This window comes from Duganella levis, assembly GCF_009857605.1.
Taxonomy (GTDB): domain Bacteria; phylum Pseudomonadota; class Gammaproteobacteria; order Burkholderiales; family Burkholderiaceae_D; genus Rugamonas; species Rugamonas levis.
Genome location: NZ_WWCT01000020.1, coordinates 58,325 through 77,897 on the forward strand (window position 1 = coordinate 58,325; position 19,573 = coordinate 77,897).

General features: G+C 59.1%; 18 protein-coding genes. 2 read left to right on the forward strand and 16 right to left on the reverse strand.

What is annotated here, in order from left to right; all coding sequences use genetic code 11:
• Positions 1–4 precede the first annotated feature (4 nt).
• The gene (locus GTP69_RS21855; protein WP_161056840.1) at positions 5–565 is read left to right on the forward strand and encodes a pseudouridine synthase; all 561 of its coding nucleotides are present in this window, start codon (positions 5–7) and stop codon (positions 563–565) included.
• An 85-nt stretch (positions 566–650) separates the two neighbouring features.
• On the opposite strand, the gene rpsT is transcribed toward GTP69_RS21855, so the two are convergent.
• A complete protein-coding gene (gene rpsT / locus GTP69_RS21860) occupies positions 651–917 on the reverse strand; it encodes a 30S ribosomal protein S20 (RefSeq protein ID WP_110846758.1) in 267 nt (88 codons plus the stop codon).
• 195 nt (positions 918–1,112) lie between these two features.
• Here rpsT and murJ point away from each other — a divergent pair, with 195 nt between their 5' ends.
• Positions 1,113–2,651 carry a murein biosynthesis integral membrane protein MurJ gene (gene murJ / locus GTP69_RS21865; RefSeq protein ID WP_161056841.1) on the forward strand — a complete coding sequence of 513 codons (1,539 nt, stop codon included), beginning with the start codon at positions 1,113–1,115 and terminating at the stop codon, positions 2,649–2,651.
• A gap of 3 nt (positions 2,652–2,654) precedes the next feature.
• Here the strand turns inward: murJ and GTP69_RS21870 are convergent, their stop codons facing one another.
• The 15 genes from GTP69_RS21870 to GTP69_RS21940 all read right to left on the reverse strand — a co-directional run bounded on the left by GTP69_RS21870 (position 2,655) and on the right by GTP69_RS21940 (position 19,485).
• Complete coding sequence (locus tag GTP69_RS21870; RefSeq protein ID WP_229261087.1) at positions 2,655–3,671, reverse strand: TIGR03790 family protein; 1,017 nt, start codon at positions 3,669–3,671, stop codon at positions 2,655–2,657.
• 90 nt (positions 3,672–3,761) lie between these two features.
• A complete protein-coding gene (locus GTP69_RS21875; protein WP_161056842.1) occupies positions 3,762–4,268 on the reverse strand; it encodes an FxDxF family PEP-CTERM protein in 507 nt (168 codons plus the stop codon).
• A 441-nt stretch (positions 4,269–4,709) separates the two neighbouring features.
• Complete coding sequence (locus GTP69_RS21880) at positions 4,710–5,228, reverse strand: FxDxF family PEP-CTERM protein (protein ID WP_161056843.1); 519 nt, start codon at positions 5,226–5,228, stop codon at positions 4,710–4,712.
• Between the two features lie 255 nt (positions 5,229–5,483).
• On the reverse strand, positions 5,484–6,128 hold the full coding sequence (locus GTP69_RS21885; RefSeq protein WP_161056844.1) for a hypothetical protein: 645 nt from the start codon (positions 6,126–6,128) through the stop codon (positions 5,484–5,486).
• A 40-nt stretch (positions 6,129–6,168) separates the two neighbouring features.
• Positions 6,169–7,587 (reverse strand): mannose-1-phosphate guanylyltransferase/mannose-6-phosphate isomerase, encoded by a 1,419-nt coding sequence (locus tag GTP69_RS21890; protein WP_161056845.1) that lies wholly within the window; start codon positions 7,585–7,587, stop codon positions 6,169–6,171.
• Between the two features lie 18 nt (positions 7,588–7,605).
• On the reverse strand, positions 7,606–8,763 hold the full coding sequence (locus tag GTP69_RS21895; protein WP_161051184.1) for a nucleotidyltransferase family protein: 1,158 nt from the start codon (positions 8,761–8,763) through the stop codon (positions 7,606–7,608).
• A 31-nt stretch (positions 8,764–8,794) separates the two neighbouring features.
• Complete coding sequence (locus GTP69_RS21900) at positions 8,795–10,117, reverse strand: UDP-glucose dehydrogenase family protein (protein WP_161056846.1); 1,323 nt, start codon at positions 10,115–10,117, stop codon at positions 8,795–8,797.
• A 33-nt stretch (positions 10,118–10,150) separates the two neighbouring features.
• Positions 10,151–11,419, reverse strand: a complete 1,269-nt coding sequence (locus tag GTP69_RS21905) for a lipopolysaccharide biosynthesis protein (RefSeq protein WP_161056847.1) — start codon at positions 11,417–11,419, stop codon at positions 10,151–10,153.
• A 25-nt stretch (positions 11,420–11,444) separates the two neighbouring features.
• Positions 11,445–12,395 carry a glycosyltransferase family 2 protein gene (locus tag GTP69_RS21910; RefSeq protein ID WP_161056848.1) on the reverse strand — a complete coding sequence of 317 codons (951 nt, stop codon included), beginning with the start codon at positions 12,393–12,395 and terminating at the stop codon, positions 11,445–11,447.
• 48 nt (positions 12,396–12,443) lie between these two features.
• Complete coding sequence (locus tag GTP69_RS21915) at positions 12,444–13,763, reverse strand: O-antigen ligase family protein (RefSeq protein ID WP_161056849.1); 1,320 nt, start codon at positions 13,761–13,763, stop codon at positions 12,444–12,446.
• Positions 13,764–13,815: 52 nt separating this feature from the next.
• Positions 13,816–14,817, reverse strand: coding sequence for an NAD-dependent epimerase/dehydratase family protein (locus tag GTP69_RS21920; RefSeq protein WP_161056850.1), 1,002 nt, complete (start codon positions 14,815–14,817; stop codon positions 13,816–13,818).
• Positions 14,818–14,883: 66 nt separating this feature from the next.
• Entirely contained in the window at positions 14,884–15,936 is a 1,053-nt protein-coding gene (locus GTP69_RS21925) for a glycosyltransferase family 2 protein (protein WP_161056851.1), read from the reverse strand.
• A 120-nt stretch (positions 15,937–16,056) separates the two neighbouring features.
• Positions 16,057–17,226 (reverse strand): acyltransferase family protein, encoded by a 1,170-nt coding sequence (locus tag GTP69_RS21930; RefSeq protein ID WP_161056852.1) that lies wholly within the window; start codon positions 17,224–17,226, stop codon positions 16,057–16,059.
• Positions 17,227–17,392: 166 nt separating this feature from the next.
• Positions 17,393–18,430 (reverse strand): glycoside hydrolase family 16 protein, encoded by a 1,038-nt coding sequence (locus tag GTP69_RS21935; RefSeq protein WP_161056853.1) that lies wholly within the window; start codon positions 18,428–18,430, stop codon positions 17,393–17,395.
• A gap of 638 nt (positions 18,431–19,068) precedes the next feature.
• Positions 19,069–19,485 (reverse strand): GtrA family protein, encoded by a 417-nt coding sequence (locus GTP69_RS21940; RefSeq protein WP_161056854.1) that lies wholly within the window; start codon positions 19,483–19,485, stop codon positions 19,069–19,071.
• Between the last annotated feature and the right edge of the window lie 88 nt (positions 19,486–19,573).

The window sequence follows — 19,573 nt, forward strand, 5'->3', positions numbered from 1 at the left end:
GATAATGCCCCTGATTCTATTTAACAAACCTTTTCAAGTGCTGTGCCAGTTTTCGGCGCAGGACGGCAAGGCCACGCTGGCCGACCATTTGACCATTCCCAACATCTACCCCGCCGGCCGGCTCGACTACGACAGCGAAGGCCTGATGCTGCTGACCGACGACGGCAAGCTGCAGCACGCGATTGCGCATCCGGATCACAAGGAGGGCAAGACTTATCTGGTGCAGGTGGAAGGCATGGCCGATGCGGCGGCGCTGGCGAAGCTGCAGGCGCCGCTCGACCTGGGCGATTTTGTGACGCAGCCGTGCAAGGCGGTGCGCATTGCCGAACCGGAGTGGCTGTGGCCGCGCAATCCGCCGATCCGACAGCGCGCCGATCAGCCGACCAGCTGGCTGGCGATTACGCTACAGGAGGGCAAGAACCGCCAGGTGCGGCGCATGACGGCGGCAGTGGGATTGCCGACGCTGCGACTGGTGCGCACGGCGATCGGCGGGATTTCGCTGGCCACGCATCCACTGATGCCGGGCGAGTGGATGGCAGTGGCGCCGCAGGATCTGCGCAGCTGATCCAAGCCCCGTGTGACGGGGCACAAACGACAAAGCCCGCGCCGGACGAACCGGAGCGGGCTGTTGCTAAACTTCGCGAACGAAATTAAGCGGACAGTGCTTTCAGGGCAGCTGCCAGACGGCTCTTATGGCGAGCTGCCTTGTTTTTGTGAATGATCTTCTTGTCAGCGATGCTGTCGATGGTCGAAACCGACGATTGGAAGATGGTCGTTGCAGCTGCTTTGTCGCCAGCTTGGATCGCTTTACGCACTGCTTTGATAGCGGTGCGCAGGGTCGAACGTTGCGACGAGTTGTGAGCGTTTTGCTTAACTGCTTGACGAGCGCGTTTGCGCGCTTGTGCGGTATTTGCCATGAAATTTCCTAAACAGGTAAATGATGCGTTTGCAAACGTTAATGTTTGGCAAACAGGTGCGTCCAAGGTTGCCATCAGAGCGAACCGTGTGAGTCAAACTACTGCTTGCCAAACATTAATGTCTGCGCAACAGAATTTTGTACAGCCTGTGATTATAGCGATGTTTACCAGCAGGAGCAACTATAATCACGTCCCATGAACTTACTCCGCACCCTCTCCGCCATTTCCAGCATGACAATGCTGTCCCGGATTACCGGCCTCCTGCGTGAAACCCTGATTGCCCGCGCCTTTGGCGCCGGCGGCATGACCGATGCCTACATCGTCGCCTTCCGGATTCCCAACCTGCTGCGCCGCCTGTTTGCCGAGGGCGCGTTCTCGCAAGCCTTCGTGCCGATTCTATCGGAATACAAGAACAAGCAGGGGCAACAGGCCAGCAAACAGCTGGTCGACCATGTCGGCAACACCCTGGTCTGGGCCACGCTGATCGTCACCATCCTTGGCATCATCGCCGCGCCGGTATTCATCTACCTGATTGCCAGCGGGCTGGAAGAGTTCGACGCCGCCGTGTGGATGACGCGCCTGATGTTCCCCTACATCGCGTTCATGGCCTTTGTGGCGCTGGCCGGCGGCGTACTCAACACGTGGCGCGAGTTCAAGATCCCGGCCTTCACGCCGGTGTTGCTGAATATTGCCTCGATCCTGGCGTCGCTGTTCCTGCAACAACATCTGGAAAAGCCGATCTATGCGATGGCCATTGCCGTGTTTGTCGGCGGCGTGCTGCAGGCGGCGATCCAGATTCCGGCGCTGGTCAAGATCGGCATGCTGCCCACGCTGTCGTGGAATCCGCTCGCAGGCATGGGCGACCCCGGCGTGCGCCGCGTGCTGAAGAAGATGGGACCGGCGGTGTTCGCCGTCTCGGCCGCGCAGATCAGCCTGATGATCAACACCAGCATCGCCTCGCGCCTGGTGGAGGGCAGCATTTCGTGGCTGTCATATGCCGACCGGCTGATGGAATTCCCGACCGCCCTGCTGGGCGTGGCGCTGGGCACGATCCTGCTGCCCAGCCTGTCCAAGGCGCAGGCCGACAACGACCCGCGCGAATATACCGAACTGCTGGACTGGGGCCTGCGCCTGACCTTCCTGCTGGCGCTGCCGGCGGCGGTGGGCATGGCGGTACTGGCCGAGCCGATGATCGCCACCCTGTTCCATTACGGCGCCTTTACCGACGAGGCGGCCACGCAGTCGGCACGGCCGCTGATCGCCTACTGCGCCGGTCTGCTGGGCATCATCCTGGTCAAGATCCTGGCGCCGGCGTTTTACGCGCAACAAGACATCCGTACGCCGGTGCGCATCGCCATCGGCGTGCTGATCGCCACGCAGCTGATGAACTGGCTGTTTGTGCCCTACCTGCAAGTGGCCGGGCTGGCACTGTCAATCGGCCTTGGCGCTTGCCTGAATGCCGGCTTCCTGTACGCCGGTCTGCGCCGGCGCAATATTTACCGCCCACTGCCGGGCTGGCCTGCCTTCTGCTTCAAGCTGGCCGTGGCCTGTGTACTGATGGCCGGCGCCGCCTGGCTGGGCTCACAGCAGATTGACTGGCTGGGCTTGCAGCATCACGCCTGGCTGCGCTTCGGCGCGCTGATGCTGCTGATCTGCGTCTGCGCGGCGGTGTACTTCGGCGCGCTGCTGCTGATGGGATTCCGCCTGCGCGACTTCAAGCGCATCGCGCGCTAGGCGTCAGTCGCCCTGCTTGTACGGCGCTGCCAGCGGATCGCCGATGAACACGCCCTGCGCCGGCCAGGCCACACTGCTCCAGTAGGCTTCGATGGCGGTGATGCCGCTGATGTAGTTCTTCAGCAATAGCACCGGATTGGGGAATTTCTGCCAGTAGTTGCACGGTTCGGTGACGGTACCGTAGCTGGCGGTGGCGCCCGCCGTCAGCCATTGCAGGCTGCTCATCTGATAATCGCCCAGCAGGTCGCCGCCGGTCGAGGTCAGGTGGTCCGCCAGCGCGCCGGGCATGAAACGCAGGGTATCAAGCTTGGCCACGCGCGCCATGCCGGTCTGGTAGATGATGATGTCCTGCGCGCCGTCCAGCGCATCCTGCTTCAGCTGACGTACGTTCAGGTTTTTGGCGCTCACCTTGCCATTGGGCGGGAAGAACTGCACGCGCGAATTGCGCGCCACTTCACTGGTCACCAGGTAATAAGCAGTGGATGGTGGCGGCGTCATGTAGCGCACCGTGCCACGCGCGATCAGCGCCCTGGCCTGCTCGACCGAATCTGTCGGCAGCAGCATGCTGATGCGGCCGGCGTTAGTCGGCAGCGATAATGGCGCCGCCGGCGCCTTGTCAAAAAACGGGCTTTCCTTGCCGGGGCCGCAGGTCTTGACGCACTGCTCGGCATCAAAGCCGTTGGTGTAGGCCGAGGTGATCGAGTTGCACTCCACCGCGTACGGCGCGGTCCACACCATCAGCGTGGCGCGCACGTCGGCCGGCAGTTGGCGGTCGATCTCTTTCTTCAAATCTCCAAACATCGCGGCACTGATCTTGCGAGGGCGATTGGGAATGCGCACGTGGGCAATGTTGGCAGCGGGAATCTGATGCGCCACGCGATACAACTCGGCGATGGCAACACTGTTCGGTTCGTCGTCGTTGACGACCAGACCCAGCTGGGATGGCGCCAGCGCCGCAGCGCCGACGGTGTTGGCAGCCAGCAGCGCGACCATGGCCAACAAACTAGAGAATGAACGCAAAGCAGGCCTTTAGTGAATAGTGATTGGCCTGATTATAAAATGAAAAAGCGCCGGTTAACCGGCGCCCCAATTGATATGCTGCAACTCATGTCAGGCAGCGAGCTTGGCATGCCGTTTGCGGCGGCTGATATAACCCACTACGCCCAGCCCCGCCAACATCAGGGCATAGCCTTCCGGCTCAGGCACCACGGTCAGGTTGATCGTGCCAGAGTAAGAAGCGTTGCCACCCGACGAACCAACCACGGTGAGCGTGATTGGACCACTCAGCGCGAATTCAGATGGTGTGTAAGCCAGCACGCCGGGATTAAGGTTGCTCAACGTTAATGCAATACCATTGAGCTTTACCGAGCTGAACGTAATGTACTGACTAGGCTCGAAGCCGATAGTACTCAGTACTGCGGACACCGTCGTGCTGGGGAATTCAGGCGAGATAATAAACTCGTCTGTAAAGCTGCCAGCACTGCTGTGGGTGACGTTAAAACCACCGGTATACGAACTACCAGCTCCCGTCAAGGTCACGGTAGTGGCTGCCGATGCACCTGCCACCGTCAGCATCATCGTCGCTGAAACCGCTACTGCCTGTAACATTTTTTTCATGATTTGCCTCTTCTAGGTCAACACCAAGACACGACGCCCGGGATATAGATTGCCCGTATAAAAATAATAACTAAGCGCATGGAAAATAGCTTAGATATTTTGTAACGGTGCGGACCCATAAAAAATGGCGATTTAACAAATTTTCCTCGCGTTATGTGCTAGCGCTGAGAACACAGCTATAACATTCCGCCGTGGGGCACGGAAGTGTTAATTTTACATTTCCAAACGGCATGTTTTACAAATTTAAAAGACTGATGAGTTTGTCGCTAAGTGGCGACAAACTCGCGAGAAGTTGACATGAAAGGCAATATACCACCACGCACCGGTGATCCTTCTCCCCGGCGCTAGCGCCGGGGCAGACCACAAGTGCAGCCCATACAAAAAAAAATCGCGCCCTCAGGGCGCGATTTTTTGCAACACCGCAGAGCGGCACCAGCGATATTATGCTTGATTGGCAGCCTTGCGACGACGAGCTGCGAAGCCCACCAGCGCCAAGCCAGCGCCCAGCATGGCGAAGGTTTCTGGCTCAGGTACAGCGGTCACGTTGATGGTGCCCGAGTAGCTAGCGTTGAAGTTAGGGGTGTTTGCAACACCAGCCTTGCCGCTGACAACCAGGGTCAGTGGGCCAGTCAGATTCAGCTGGGTCAGCGTTTGGGCAACGTCTACCACACCGTTAGTGATGCTCAGCGCTACGCCGTTCAGCTTGACCGACGTGAAGTCGATGTTGGTGACTTTGTCGAAACCGATCGAGGTCAGCACCGTGGAAACGGTCGAGCTCTGAAACGAAGGCGAGAACGTGAAGGTGTCGGTGAATGCCGAAGTGTGGCTGATGTTGAAGCCGCCGGTGTATTTCGCTGCATTAACTGGATCTTGCACCAGGGTAACAACAGTATTGGTGGCGAAGGCGGAGCTTGCGACGATAGTCAGAGCAGCAGCAGCCAGAATAGATTTAATCTTCATATGAATCCTTTTACGTAGGAATGCGGTTACACACAAAACAGATTGGTGGAAAACTTAAGACAGACAAATCATATCACGATGTTTTCATTTTTGTTAGTCAGAATGAAATATTCATTTTCCTCTTAGCAAGTTTTTCCGCCTGATGAAATTTGCACCTCTCAAGTGCACTTTTATGCCAAAAAAATACTATTCCAGGGTAGAAAACAGTGCAATTTAAATAATTATGATGCAAAAATTACACCAAACTGTGGTAGATTAACGACTCCCCTCCAGTGCCCCAGTGTTGCTTGCGCGCCGCACCAACCTGTCGTATGACAACCAGACCAGCAGATCATCGAAGGCGCCGCCAGCCTCCAATTCACGGTCACTGCCGGGCCGCTGGATGAAATGTGCAACCGCAACATCATTAGACTGTTGATCAGTACCGCCAGCGCCTTGATATTTACCAGCAGCAATAATGACCGCCGGACTGCATGGCACCACGAGCGTACATGGCGCACTGCCCTCAACATACAGCAAACGTCCCCCCTGACGGGTGGAGATAGTCTTGGTCGGAATAGCGCGACGCATCACCGTGGTCGGTGCGGCGAACGCGGGAGTGACGCTGTAACGCAGCGGTTTGCCACGCGCGTACGTTGGTGGCAAACCCAGCGTGGCCCACGGCAGATAGCCGGTGCATTGCTGTTCGCTGGCACAGGGCGTCGGATTTTCCAGTCCGGAGGTGGGCATGGCGGACGGACGCGGCAGCCGGCCATGCAGCACCGCATAACCGGTCAAGGCTTCCCGCGCCTCGCCCATCACTTGCAGCGCCTGCCCGTCGCGGGCCACGGCATTGCTGCGGAAACTCCCGACAAACACCGCCGCCACGCTCAGCAGCAGCATGGTCAGCAGCACCAGCAAGGCAGCGCCGCGCTGGCGCTGCCGGCTGACACGGTACGGCTTATGCGCGCGAGTAGACATCCTCGAAACGCACGATGTCGTCCTCGCCCAGGTAACTACCGGACTGCACTTCAATCAGGTGCAGCGGCAGCTTGCCCGGATTTTCCAGGCGGTGGGTAGTGCCGATCGGGATGTAGACCGATTCGTTCTCGGTCAGCAGAGTCACCTTGTCGCCGCAGGTGACGCTGGCGGTGCCGCTGACCACCACCCAGTGCTCGGCGCGGTGATGATGCATTTGCAGCGACAGCTTGCCCCCCGGATTGACGGTGATGCGCTTGACCTGGTAGCGCTCGCCGAGGTCGATGCCCTCGTAGCTGCCCCATGGACGGTAGACGCGGGTATGGTACATATGCTCGGTGCGGTCGCTGGCCTTCAGATGGTCGACGATCTGCTTGACGCGCTGGACCTGGTCCTTGTGCGCCACCAGCACGGCATCGGCGGTTTCCACCACCACCAGATCCTTGACGCCAACCAGCGCCACGATACGGCCTTCGGCGCGCACCAGCGAGTTCTGTACGCCGTCCAGGTAGACGTCGCCACGGGTGACGTTGCCGTTGGCGTCCGACGGCAGCACATCGTGCAGCGCCGACCACGAGCCGACGTCGCTCCAGCCGATGTCGGACGGCACCACCACGGCCTGCTTGGTATGTTCCATTACTGCATAATCAATCGAATCCGATGGGCTGGCAGCGAATTCCTCTTCGTTCAGGCGGCAGAAATCAAGGTCGCGATACGCCTTGGTAAACGCAGCGCTGACCGCGCCGGCCATGGCTGGCTGGAATTCCTGCAATTCCTTCAGGTAGTTGGCGGCGCTGAACAGGAACATGCCGCTGTTCCAGAAATAGTCGCCCGATGCCACGAACTCGGCAGCCTTGACGGCGTCCGGTTTCTCGACGAAGCTGGCCACCTGATACAGGCCGTCAGCCCCCGCCACTGCACTGCCGCGACGGATGTAGCCGTAACCGGTTTCCGGTGCGGTCGGCACGATGCCGAACGTGGCCAGCGCACCCTGCCCGACTTGCGCCACCGCGCGCAGCACGGCAACCTGGAACGCCGCGACATCATTGATCACGTGATCGGCCGGCAGCACCAGCATCACGGCTTCCGGGTCCAGTGCGGCCAGGAAGTGGGCGGCGGCGGCAACTGCCGGCGCGGTGTTGCGGCCCACCGATTCCAGCATGATGCCCAGCGGCTTCTGGCCGATTTCACGCAGTTGTTCTGCCACCAGGAAGCGGTGCTCATTACCGCACACCACCAGCGGCGCCTGCATGCCAGGCCAGCCCGCCACGCGCAATGCGGTTTCCTGCAACATGGTTTTTTCCGACACCAGCGGCAACAGCTGCTTCGGCAGCACGGCGCGCGACAGCGGCCACAAACGCGTGCCGGCCCCGCCGGACAGAATCACTGGATAAATTTTCATGCTTACTACCTTTAATTTTTATGCTGCATTTACAACAGCAGGTTCTTGTTCAACGGCCGGGCGACGCTTGGTGCGCCGGTCACGCGCATTGCCCCATTCCCCTTCTACGTACTCGGAAATATGGCGCATCTCGCCGCCGCGGTTGACACTGTAATCTTTGAAAACAATCATTTCCTCTAGACTTACATTAGGTAACACGCGTGTGTACTCGAACAGTACGCTGCGCACCACGGTCGAGCCCTTGCAAATGTGGCTGCCATGGCCGATCCAGGTCGGGCCGATGATAGTGACGCCGGCCTCGATCTTGCAGCCGGAACCAATATACACCGGGCCTTCGATGGTGGTGCCTTCCCAGTCGATGCTGGTGTTGAGGCCCGACCAGATGCCGTCGGCCAGCTGAATGCCGGGTACGTCCATGTGGGCCACTTCGCCCATCATCACGCTTTGCGACACTTCCCAGTAATCCTTGACACTGCCGATGTCGATCCAGCTGAAGCTGCGGTTCTGGGCATAGAACGGAATGCCTTTTTCCACCAGCAGCGGGAACAGGTCGGAGCCGATGTCGAACACTTCGCCGCTCGGGATCAGGTCGAGGATTTCCGGCTCGAAGATGTAGATGCCGGTGCTGACGAAGTTTGACAGCGCATCTTCCACTTTCGGTTTTTCCTGGAAGGCAGTGATGCGGCCTTCCTTGTCGCTGACCACCACGCCATAGCTGGAGACCTTGTCGCGCGGTACTTCGCGGCAGATGATCGACGCCTTGGCGCCCTTGCGGCGGTGTTCGAACAGCGCCGACTTGATATCGAGGTTGATCACGGCGTCACCGCACAGCACGATGGTGGTGTCGTCGAAGAAGCCGCCGAATTCCTGGATCTTCTTCATGCCGCCAGCCGAGCCGATCGGCTGCGGCACCACTTCGCCGCTGTCGGTGGTGTAGCCCTCGAACGAATAGCCGATCTGCACATCGTACTGGTGGCCTTCGCCAAAGTACTCCTCGATTTTCTCGTGCAGGTAGGAGACGTTGACCATGATCTCCTTGACGCCGTATTTTTCCAGATGCTCGATGATGTAAGCCATCACCGGCTTGCCCAGGATGGGGATCATCGGTTTCGGCAAATCGTAGGTCAGTGGACGTACGCGGGTACCCTTGCCTGCTGCCAGTATCATTGCTTTCATCGTGGTTTCCTCGTTTTTCAATGTGGGTGGTTTAACGGCGACCGATGGCGAAATATTCCAGACCGTGGCTGCGCACCTGCGCAGGCACATATAAATTGCGGCCGTCGAAGATCACGGGCGACTTCAGCCGGGCCTTGATCTCTTCGAACTGCGGCACGCGGAACTCCTTCCACTCGGTGACGATGACCAGCGCATCGGCGCCGTCCAGCGTACTCATGTGGTTTTCTGCATAAGTCAGGCGCGCGTCGTCGCCGTAAATGCGGCGGCTCTCGTCCATCGCCACCGGATCGTAGGCGGTGACGGTGGCGCCCAGTTCCCACAGGCCTTCGATCAAGGTGCGGCTGGAGGCGGCGCGCATGTCGTCGGTGTTGGGCTTGAAGGCCAGGCCCCACACGGCGAAGTTCTTGCCTTGCAGTTCGCTGCCGAAGCGGGCCTTGATCTTGGTCAGCAGCACCTGCTTCTGCGCCTCATTGGCGTCCTCGACCGAAGTCAGCACCTTCAGCTTGATGTCGTTCTCGGCGGCGGTCTTGATCAGCGCCTGCACGTCTTTGGGGAAGCACGAGCCGCCGTAGCCGCAGCCCGGATACAGGAAGTGGAAGCCGATGCGCGGATCGGAGCCGATGCCCAGCCGCACCTGCTCGATGTCGGCGCCCATTTTGTCGGCCAGCAGCGCCAGTTCGTTCATGAACGAGATGCGGGTGGCCAGCATGGCGTTGGCGGCGTACTTGGTCAGCTCGGCCGAGCGCAGGTCCATCACCACGATGCGGTCGTGATTGCGGTTGAACTGCGCATACAGTTCGCGCATGATGGTCACGGCTTTCGGATCTTCGGTGCCGATCACGATGCGGTCCGGGCGCATGAAGTCTTCCACCGCCGCGCCCTCTTTCAGGAACTCGGGATTGGACACCACGGCAAAGGTGGTGTCGACGCCGCGCGCGCTCAGTTCTTCCTGCAACACGGCGGCCACCTTGTCGGCGGTGCCGACCGGCACGGTCGACTTGTCGACCACCACCTTGTATTCGTTCATGTGCTTGCCGATGTTGCGGGCGGCGGCCAGCACATATTTCAGGTCGGCCGAACCGTCTTCGTCCGGCGGCGTGCCGACCGCGATGAACTGCACCTGGCCGAAGGCCACGCTTTGTTCAATGTCGGTGGTGAATTTCAGACGGCCGGCCGCGACATTGCGCTTGACCATCTCCAGCAGACCCGGCTCATGGATCGGAATGCCGCCGCCATTGAGAATGGCGATCTTGCTGGCATCCAGGTCCAGGCACAATACTTCATTGCCGACTTCCGCCAGACAGGTGCCGGTCACCAGGCCCACATAGCCAGTGCCAATAACGGTAATTTTCATGAAAGCTCCAATATAAATTTCAAAACCACAGGCTCAGCGCTGCGCCGGCTGGGAATCGCGGCACAAGAGCGCCACGGCCCAAAAGATTAATGCCAGTAGCAGATGTCCCAGCAAGAATGCCAGCACCACACCACGGATGCCGCCCAGATAAGCGCCGCCCAACAATACAAAACCGAAACCGACCGCAGACAGGCTGTAGATCAGCGCCCGCAAGGACTGCCGCCCAGCGCCGGTCAGCGCATCGGCAGCCGGATATTGGAGCGCCATGAAGGGCAGCGCGCACGCCAGCCCCAGCGTCACTGCGGTCGAGCCTTCATAGCCTTTGCCCAGCGCATAGGGCGCCAGCAAGGCGGCCAGGGCCACCGCGCCACCGGACAACACGCCCACGCCAAACAGCAGCGGCGTCATACGGATCGCGTAGCGACGGCTGGCGGCGATTCCCTCTTTGCCGTGCACAAAGTAATTCGGATAAATAATCCGCGTCACGACCTGCAACGGGAACATCCCCAACTGCATGAAGCGCGATGCCGCGCCATACAGGCCGAGAGTGGCGTCGTCGGCATAACGGCTCAATACCATCCGGTCCAGATTACTCTGCGCCGAACGCGCCGTCTGGGTGATGCAAAACGATAAGCCGCCGCCCATTTCATGCTGCAGCAACTGCCACACCGGGCGGCCGTACAGGCGCGCGCCGATCCCTACGTACACCGCCGTCAATACCAGCGACTGCGCGCACACCACGGCAATCCAGCTATCCAGCTCATGCCAACCGAAAAGCATGAAATATGCCACAGCCAGCAGCAAGCGCACCACCACGGTGGTCATCCGCACCCAGCCGGCACGTACGGTATGGCCATGCGCGACCATCACCAGCTCCAGCGACGCGGACATGCGCGCGATGACGATCTCCGCCAGCAGAGCGGTGATCAGCGGCAGCCAGCCCACCGTGGTCTGCATGGCGCCCACCGCGACCGCGACGCCGAGCGCGACCACTATCGGCGTCGTCAACGCCCCCAGCAGCAGCATGTTGCCGTAATAGCGGGGGAATGCCGTGCGATCGCGCGACACCGCGCGTACCAGCAGGTCAGCCCCGCCCAAGCCGGTCAATTCGACACCTATGCCGACGATGGCCAGCAACGCCGTGTAGCGGCCGAACTGCTCAACGCCCAGGCCACGCGCGGTAATCGCAAACGTCACAAATTGCAGCGCCAGCGCTCCCATCGTCGGCACCATGGTGCGGGCGAAGGTCAGTACCCGAAAACGCGCCTCTAACTGGTGCACCACACGCATTACCGCGCTCACGCTGCGCCCTTCCGCACCACCATCGTCATCGGCAAACCTTTTCGCCCGGCTGCGCCGGACGCGCATATTCGACGAACACGCCGCCGAAGTGCGCCGCCCAGCGGCCGCGCACCTTGTCGTATTCCAGCAGCCAGCCGACCAACGCCGACTCCGGCTCCCGCCGGAACAGCGGATAGATCGCCAGCCGCAGCGTCAGCCCGAGACTCTTGGCCACCGATTTCAGCGCCCCGCCGTCCAGACTTTCCCATCGCACCGCATGGTTGCCGACGCGGTAGCGGCGCTGACGCATCCATTTGAACGAGGCGCGCGATGCCGGCACTTCCTCGTTGATCCAGGCAGCGTCGGACCAGGCCATGTCATGGCCGCCGAAGAACAGCTTGCGGAAGAACACTGTGTCGCCGCCGCCGGACAGGCCGAACTCCTCGTCAAACAGCGGACGCGGCTCATTGCGCAAGGCCTGCATGTCGATCAGGAAGTTACAGGTGCAAAACACGAATGGCTTACCGTTCAGGAATTGCTTGTCCACCGACCAGTAGCGCGCATATTTTTTCAGGCGGGCGGCGTTGTCGGGGAATACCGGACGCACCGGCGCCCCCACCACCACCGCGTTGTTGTCGTGCTGAGCCTTGAGCAGTTCCTGCAGCCAATCCGGCGATGGCCATTCGTCGTCGTCGATCATGGCAACGAAGCGCACACCGAGCTGGCTGGCGGTATCGAACACGGCGTTGCGCGCCGCCGAGATGCCCGGCGTTTTTTCGATGCGGTAGTGCACCGGCAAGCCGGAGCGCTCGGAGAACGCCTGCACGGCGGCGCCGACGCTGGCGTCGTCGCCATCGTTGTCGACCACGATCACGCTGGGCGGCGCCGGCAAGGCGCGCGCGGCGATGGCGATATGGTCGAGACAGCGCACCAGCGAATCGCGCCGCTTGTAGGTGCACAGGCCGACACTCAGGCCGTTGAAAACAGGTTCAGACATGGGCTTATAACTTTCTTTGACGACGGCGCGAATGCGGCCTGTTTTATCTTAGGGCCGCGGCAGCGGTTGTGCGTAACGATAGGTGCCCGTGCTGCGCCCCGACGGCACCGCCGTCTCGCGCCGCTCGCCGCCGGCAGCGTTGGCGCGCTCGCGGATGGCCAGCGTGCGCACCAGGATTAACAGGAACCAGCCCGGCCCCGGCGTGTAGGTATTGTGCGTTTCCACCACGCCGCTGGCGGCAATCAGGAAACACAGGCTGCCGCTCAGCAAGTACATGCGGTTCGTCCGGTAGAACGGCTCAACCAGGGCCAAGTGGATGAGCATGCCGATAAAGATGACCAGACCGAATAAACCGGTGTCACCAAACACGCCGAGGTAACTGCTGTGCGGCGTATAGATCACGCCAAAGCTCTCCAGCCGGCTGGCCAGCATGGCAGTCAGCGGCGATTGAACCGTATATGCACCCGGGCCTGAGCCCAGCCATGGGTGGGCCGACATCGAAGCAAAATATGTTTGCCAGATCGTGGTACGACCAGTCAGGGTAGCGTCCCGTCCCAACAACTCCACTAAAGGCACGTAGCCCAACGTAAACACCACTAATCCGACCACCATCACGACCAGCACCAAGGCAATGCCGAAACCAGGCGTCACCTTCGGAATAAGCCAGCGCAACAAAAAGATGTAGGCCAAGGCGGCTAGCGCAGCCGCCAACCCGCCTTTAGAGTCGGACCCCAGCAGGCACACCAGCGCCAGCAAGGCCAGCACCGTTGACAGACGGTTGCCGCTGGGGCGGCGCAACATCACGGCCATCAGCAGCATCAGCGACGCAAACCAGCCAAACTCGTTTTTATTGGTGAATAAGCCGCGCCACACCGGATCGCCACCATAGGCCATGGTCCCCACATCAGGCACTGCCAGCGCCAGCACAATACATAAGACCAAAATAACCGAGCCACTCCAGAGCAACAGCCGTTCGGCCTTTTCCCGCGGCAGGTTGTCGCCGAGAATCCCCGCAGCGGCGGCCATCAGACACCACATAATCAGCATACGCATCGAGTCGATCGGACTGTAACCGAAAACTGCGGCGACCAGCCCCATCAGCAAAAACGGCATGAAAGCGCGCAAGGAGACTGCCAACGCCCCCAAACCACGCTGGGCGACCCGGATAAACGCATAGATCAGCAGCACCCACACCATGCGCTGATATATCACGTGAATTGGCCGGTCTTCCGTCATGCCGGCTGCCATACCAAATTTGATGGCAGGATAAATCCAGACCCCACTGAACTGAATCAGGCAGATCACCAGCAAAACCACCATGTAGAATTGCCAGCCATACCTATTGGCTCCCATCAGCTTAGCCTGCATTGCCACTCCCTCAAATTAATGACACCGATACGTCCGGTTCCCAGCGCACCGATTAACGCCATTCGTCCGGCCGGTCATGCCGCCAGTCCGACATGGCCGACTGCAGCGTGTAGCGGTATGGGTACTGCTCGCTGAGCAGCAGCGCCGGTTCGATATTGTTCGAACGAACCAGCTTGCGAATACGTACCGGACTGACCGGCTGCTTGATGCCCAGTGGCCGCGCCACCGCTTCGATCACGTAGGAAATGCCCAGCAGCAGCGGATACGGAATCGACGGCACCACCCGTTTGACAGCGGCGACATCGCACACCGTGTGCACGTATTCTTCGATGCTCGGCGGCTTTTGCATGGTGAAGTTGTACAGCGTGTGACCGCCATCGGCAGGCAGACGTTCCAGCGCCCACAGCATGGTGATCACCAGCTCCTTGACATAGCCACCGGCCTTGCGCGTAGCCCGGTTGCCCATGTAAAGGAAATAGCGGCGCATGGTGGCCTGCACCAGACGCGTGACGTTGCCGCGCTCGCCTGGGCCGAAGACCACGCCGGGACGCACGATCACCAGCCGGCGGCCAGGCGCGCCATGTTGCCAGCGCAAATGAATTTTTTCCGCAGCCAGCTTGGAGCCGCCGTATGGGCTCATCGGCACCGGGATCGACTGCTCGGTCTTGACCGACTCGGTTGGGCCATACGGTGCGATGCTGCTGGTGAAAATGAGGTTGTTGCAGCCGATCTGCTCGGCCCAGGCACAGACGTTTTCCGCGCCCAGCAGGTTGGTTTCGTAATATTCGTGCGGCGCGTGCCCAGGCTCCCGGTGCACCGCGGCCAGATTGACGATCAGGTCGACCTCGGCAGGCATGACGGCCGCCAGGATTGGTTTGCGCACATCAATTTCCAAGTATTGCACCGCCGTGGCATCGAACGAAAAGTCAGCGCGCGGCGGTGCAATGTCGGCCAGCACGATACGCTCGGCCTGGCCGGTCTCGAGCAAGTGCAGGGCCAGATGGCTGCCAATGAAGCCGGTTCCACCAAAGATGACGCAAGTCTTGTATTTCATTACATTCAATCCCAATATATCAAAGCTCATGTGAGCGAAACAGGTGATCGGCGCAAACGTCCGGCGTCACGCGGCGCGGCTGTCCTGCGGTGGTGTACCGCCCGCTGCGGCCACATCGTGCGGCGTCCAGCGCGGCTGGTTGACCGTCAGCATCCCCCAGAACAAGCCAAGCGCCCACGATGTATGCATGACGAACGCAGCCGGCCCGGCCAGCAGGCCGCACACGGAACCACGGCGGCTAGCGATCACCACCGAACCAGCGGCGAGGATGCTCAGATACAGCGCCGGCCAGGCCAGCAGATACGGGAACCAGGGGCTCACCAGCAACGCCAGCATGCAGAAGGCCAGATGCGCCGGCACGGCGAACTGGCGCGCTCGCACCGACCCTGGATGGCGGCGAATGGTCCGCGAGCGGCCTTTGCCATAATTAAAATACTGGCGCCACAGGCCACTCAAACTGTCGCGCGGCGCGTAGCCGATGCGGATATCGGCATCCAGAAAAATCCGGCTACCGTAGGCGCGCTGGCGGCAATCCAGCTCGGCGTCTTCGTTGTGGGAAAAACTCTCATCGTAGCCGCCCGCCCGACGGAAGCTCGACACCAGAAAGGCCGCATGATGGCCGTGGTCGACAAAGCCGCTGGCGCGGCCGCCGCGATGGGCCGAGCCGCCCGAGCCCAGCGGCGTGTCGGAGACCCACGCCACTGCCCGCTGGGTGCAATTGTCACCGCTGGAATCCATCGGAATTACGACCGCCTCGGCCTGGCTAGTGACCAGCGAGGACAGCAGTTTGTCGACAAATTGAGGTGGGTATTCGGCGTGGGCATCGCAGCGGATCAGCACCTCCGCCTGGCCGCCGTGGCTGGCCAGTGCCAGATTGATGCCGGCGCTCTGGCGACGCTGGGGATTATCCATCAGGATGATGTCGCCGCGCGCGGCCGCCAGGCGGCCAACGATGGCGCGCGTGGCATCGGTGCTGCCACCGTCGGCCACCACGAAGGTGCGCTGCGGCGAAGGGGCTCTGCCATCGATCAGCGTCGTCAGCACGCGCTCGATCATGACCTCTTCATTGAGCGTCGGCACAACAATCAGGACCTGGGTTTCTGCTGTAATTACTGTCATTGGTAGGCTGCCAAGTTTGATTGCATAAATATTATTATTTTTGATACCATAAATTCTACACCAGGACTTGCAAAATCACATGGTGCACTGCACGAAATTTAATTTTTTTTTACATCCAGTTCAACGCGATGACTCGTGAGGCGTCGCTGGGAATCGTTTTGCAAACATCCCTTGGTAGCGCATCAAATAGCTCCGCCCCGGCACCTCTACCCATTTCCAGGTCGCCCATCCCACCCCAAGTGAAAGCAGCGCCCCCATTAGCCAGATCAGCAGTGAGGCCGCCACACCCAGCAAGAAATCCGCTCCCTGCCATCGGTGTAAATGCCTCAACCCTACGCTGAGCAACAGGGCGACCAGCGCATGGGTCATATACAGACTGTAAGATATTTTGCCGAGCCATAATAGTGACGCACGGGACAGCCAGCGCTGGAGCCAAGGCGTGCAGAGCGCCGATAGCACCAGCAACGGCACCAGCAGCACAGCATATGGCGCGGCAGCCGGAATACTCAACAGAACCAGCGTTGCCACCACCACAGCCGCCGCCAACGCCGCAGGCAGGTGCCGCAGATGCGACCACACCAGATGCAAGGCCATGCCGACGACAAACAACGGCAACACTCTCATCAGCACCACCGCGCCATTGGTAGGATATTGGTCGACTTCGTAGGGCGACAGGTACAACAGCAGCGGAATCACCGCTCCTATCCCGATCAATCCCCAGGATAATCGCATGCTGCATTTGCGCAACAACAACACCAAGAGCGGGAACAACAAATAAGCATGCCATTCGGCGCTGATCGACCAAGCCGGAAAATTCCAGCTGCGGTAAGCGACCCATGGGCTCTGCACCATCAACAGCGAGCCGATAAAAGTGCCCAAACTGTAGCGCCCCGTCCAGGCAAGGAACTCCCCCTGATTATGACGCAGCATGGGCACCATCAGCACCAGCGTCGCCAGCATGGCAAACAAATGGACTGGATACAGACGCGCAACCCTCGCCCACATAAAGCTTAGAAAAGACGGCAGCGTCACGCCATCGCGAAAGGTCCTGCCATACACATGCAGCATGACGAAACCACTCATCACAAAAAACACGTCAACGGCATACCAACCCTGAAGAAAAATCGGCGCCGCGCCAAGCACGAAAGACGACAACTCAGGCAGAGCCGCCAGCAGGTGGAACAGTGCCACGAAGAACGCCAATAAGCCACGGAGGCCATCAAGCTGGTGAATACGGCCGTCAGCATGGGGCAGTTGGTCGCGCGCAGCGCTGAGGGAAGAAATAGGCATGGTTCCGTCTCGTACTGCCGCTGTCGCGGCGCAAGTAATCAACTAGGCGTCAAAAGACTTGCATTATGCATCATTCCCTTCGCGCACCGCACAAAAACACGGCCCAATCGCGCTTACGATCGGGCCGTCATTTTTTTCCTGTCCGCCTCAGCGGTCGCTCAGTGCATTACTTCGCGGGACACTGCTTGACACCATTAGCCAATACTGTGCAAGCGGTATAACCAGCGGTGTATGCCGCCACCCAATCCACCTGCATATCGGCAGGGATCGGCGTCGTGGCGTCAGCATTGCCTGGCCAGGTACCGCCGATGGCCAGATTTACCAACATGTACATGAAGCCATTCACGCCCAACGGAGTAATAATCTGACCGACCGGTTTGCGGTCGATATAATAAACAATGCGGTCGGCCGTCCACAGCGCGCCATACAGATGGAAGTCATCGCTGACCTTAGTGGTTGGGCGGCAACCCGAGGAGCGCGCCGCGCCGGTGGCATCCACCCAGTGCACGCCGGCGCTGACCTGGCCAGTGGCTGTCAGATTGGACGGCGCCTCCATGATGTCGATCTCAGGCGGCCACTTGCGATCGGCGTTGAGCAGCCAGAAGGCGGGCCATGTACCTTGCCCGACTGGGAGTTTGGCGTTCATTTCAAAGTAGCCATAGCGTTGGACCAGCATCTTGCGACTGCTCAGCATGCCCGAGGTGTACGGCAGATTCCCCACATACTGCAGTAACTCCGGCGGCGTCTTCTGGGCGATAATGTGTAGCACGCCCTTGACCGGGGCGAACGGATTCAGTCCTAACGGCTTGCCGAGAGTACCAGCGTAGCCTGGATCGACATACACTTCCTGCTCGGCATTTCCCGATAAAGTACGCTTGACCGGCCAGTCGTAGCCGAGGAATTTCTTGCTGGCTTCGTCGTAGCCACCGTCGTGATTCGGCGACCAGCCGTTGGGCAGGCTCAGATCAAGAGTGTTAAAGGAATCGATAAACGTCTGATATAGCGCCACCTGGGTGACCGGGGCACCGGCCGGAACCAGCGTACAGGTGCTGGTGGCCTTTGCCGTCGGCACATCCAGCGACATGTTGTAGTTGGCGGTCCAACTGGCCGCGAACACCGGCGTGGTGAACATCGCAGTCACAACCGCCGCCTGGGCAATCATGCCACCCAGCAGCCGGGTACGAAATTTCAAAGAGGGATTCATAGTGTTTCCTTTAGACTGAGATGGGAGGAGTTGATACTATTCGGTACCGCGCCGCAAGAGCTGGGCAAAAACACAATCAGGGCCAGAGACGGTGATAAAAATTGCACCGCTGGCCCAAATATTGCCGACTAGAACAATTCTACCACCAAGATTCCATTCAGCAATAATCTTCTGACCGGATGGTTGAGTAATCACAACACAAGCAACGCCTCGTCTTTTGGAGCAATTTTACTTTAGCACATTACGATTAGGAAAATGTCCACGTCCAGCCACAGCAATGCGAAAAATGGTACGTGGATTTAAAAAACCAGAAGGCTCATTAGGCTTGGTAGCAATTTAGAATGTTTTATCCGGCGGTAATAATTTGCACGTATTTAGCCACTATGAGCTTTCAAAGCAGCAATTTAAGTAGTCGTCAACTGGCTATCGGCTATGCAATTCCAATCACACCATCGAAACTTTTACGCAGCCCGTCCGACCACACAAGCTGGCGCACACAAGGAGGGGGCGTCGTGCACGCAGCACTTATCGTGCTTGCTTTCAATTGATCTTATGCACTGGCGATGATAAACTGCCAACTTAGTCAAGTTTTACATATAGTTGCAAAGTGGAAATGGTCGTGAGGTTCAGCAGCGGCTCTAGCGGTTGCGGAAAACATACCGGCTCGACATGACGAAGTTAAAGACAAAGCCAGCGGCGCTGCCAAAGACCAGGGAGAGCCATATAAAACGGGGATTGGAATTAAGAAGGAAAAAGTAGGAACTGGTTGAGACGGTGTAATTAACTAAACCACCTACAGAATTGGCGGCAAAAAACTGGAAAAACTGAACCAGAATCGGTGCTGGCTCAGCATTGCGAAAAGTCCAGTATTTATTTAAGACAAATGTAAATGAAACTGCCACTAGAAAACTCAGCAGCCGGGCGACCAGAAAATGAGTTTGCCTATCTATGAAAAATTTCATCACCAACCAATCAACAAAGAATGCAAGTACGCCGATTATCGCAAAGCGAATAACCTTGGAATAACGAGCTCCCAATATCTTTATAAAATTCACGATTAAACTACTCCCTTAGTGTTGGTGGTTTTGCACTGCCGGTAATATTCTACTTCACAATCTGTCCACAGTTAAACTTGGAGAACTA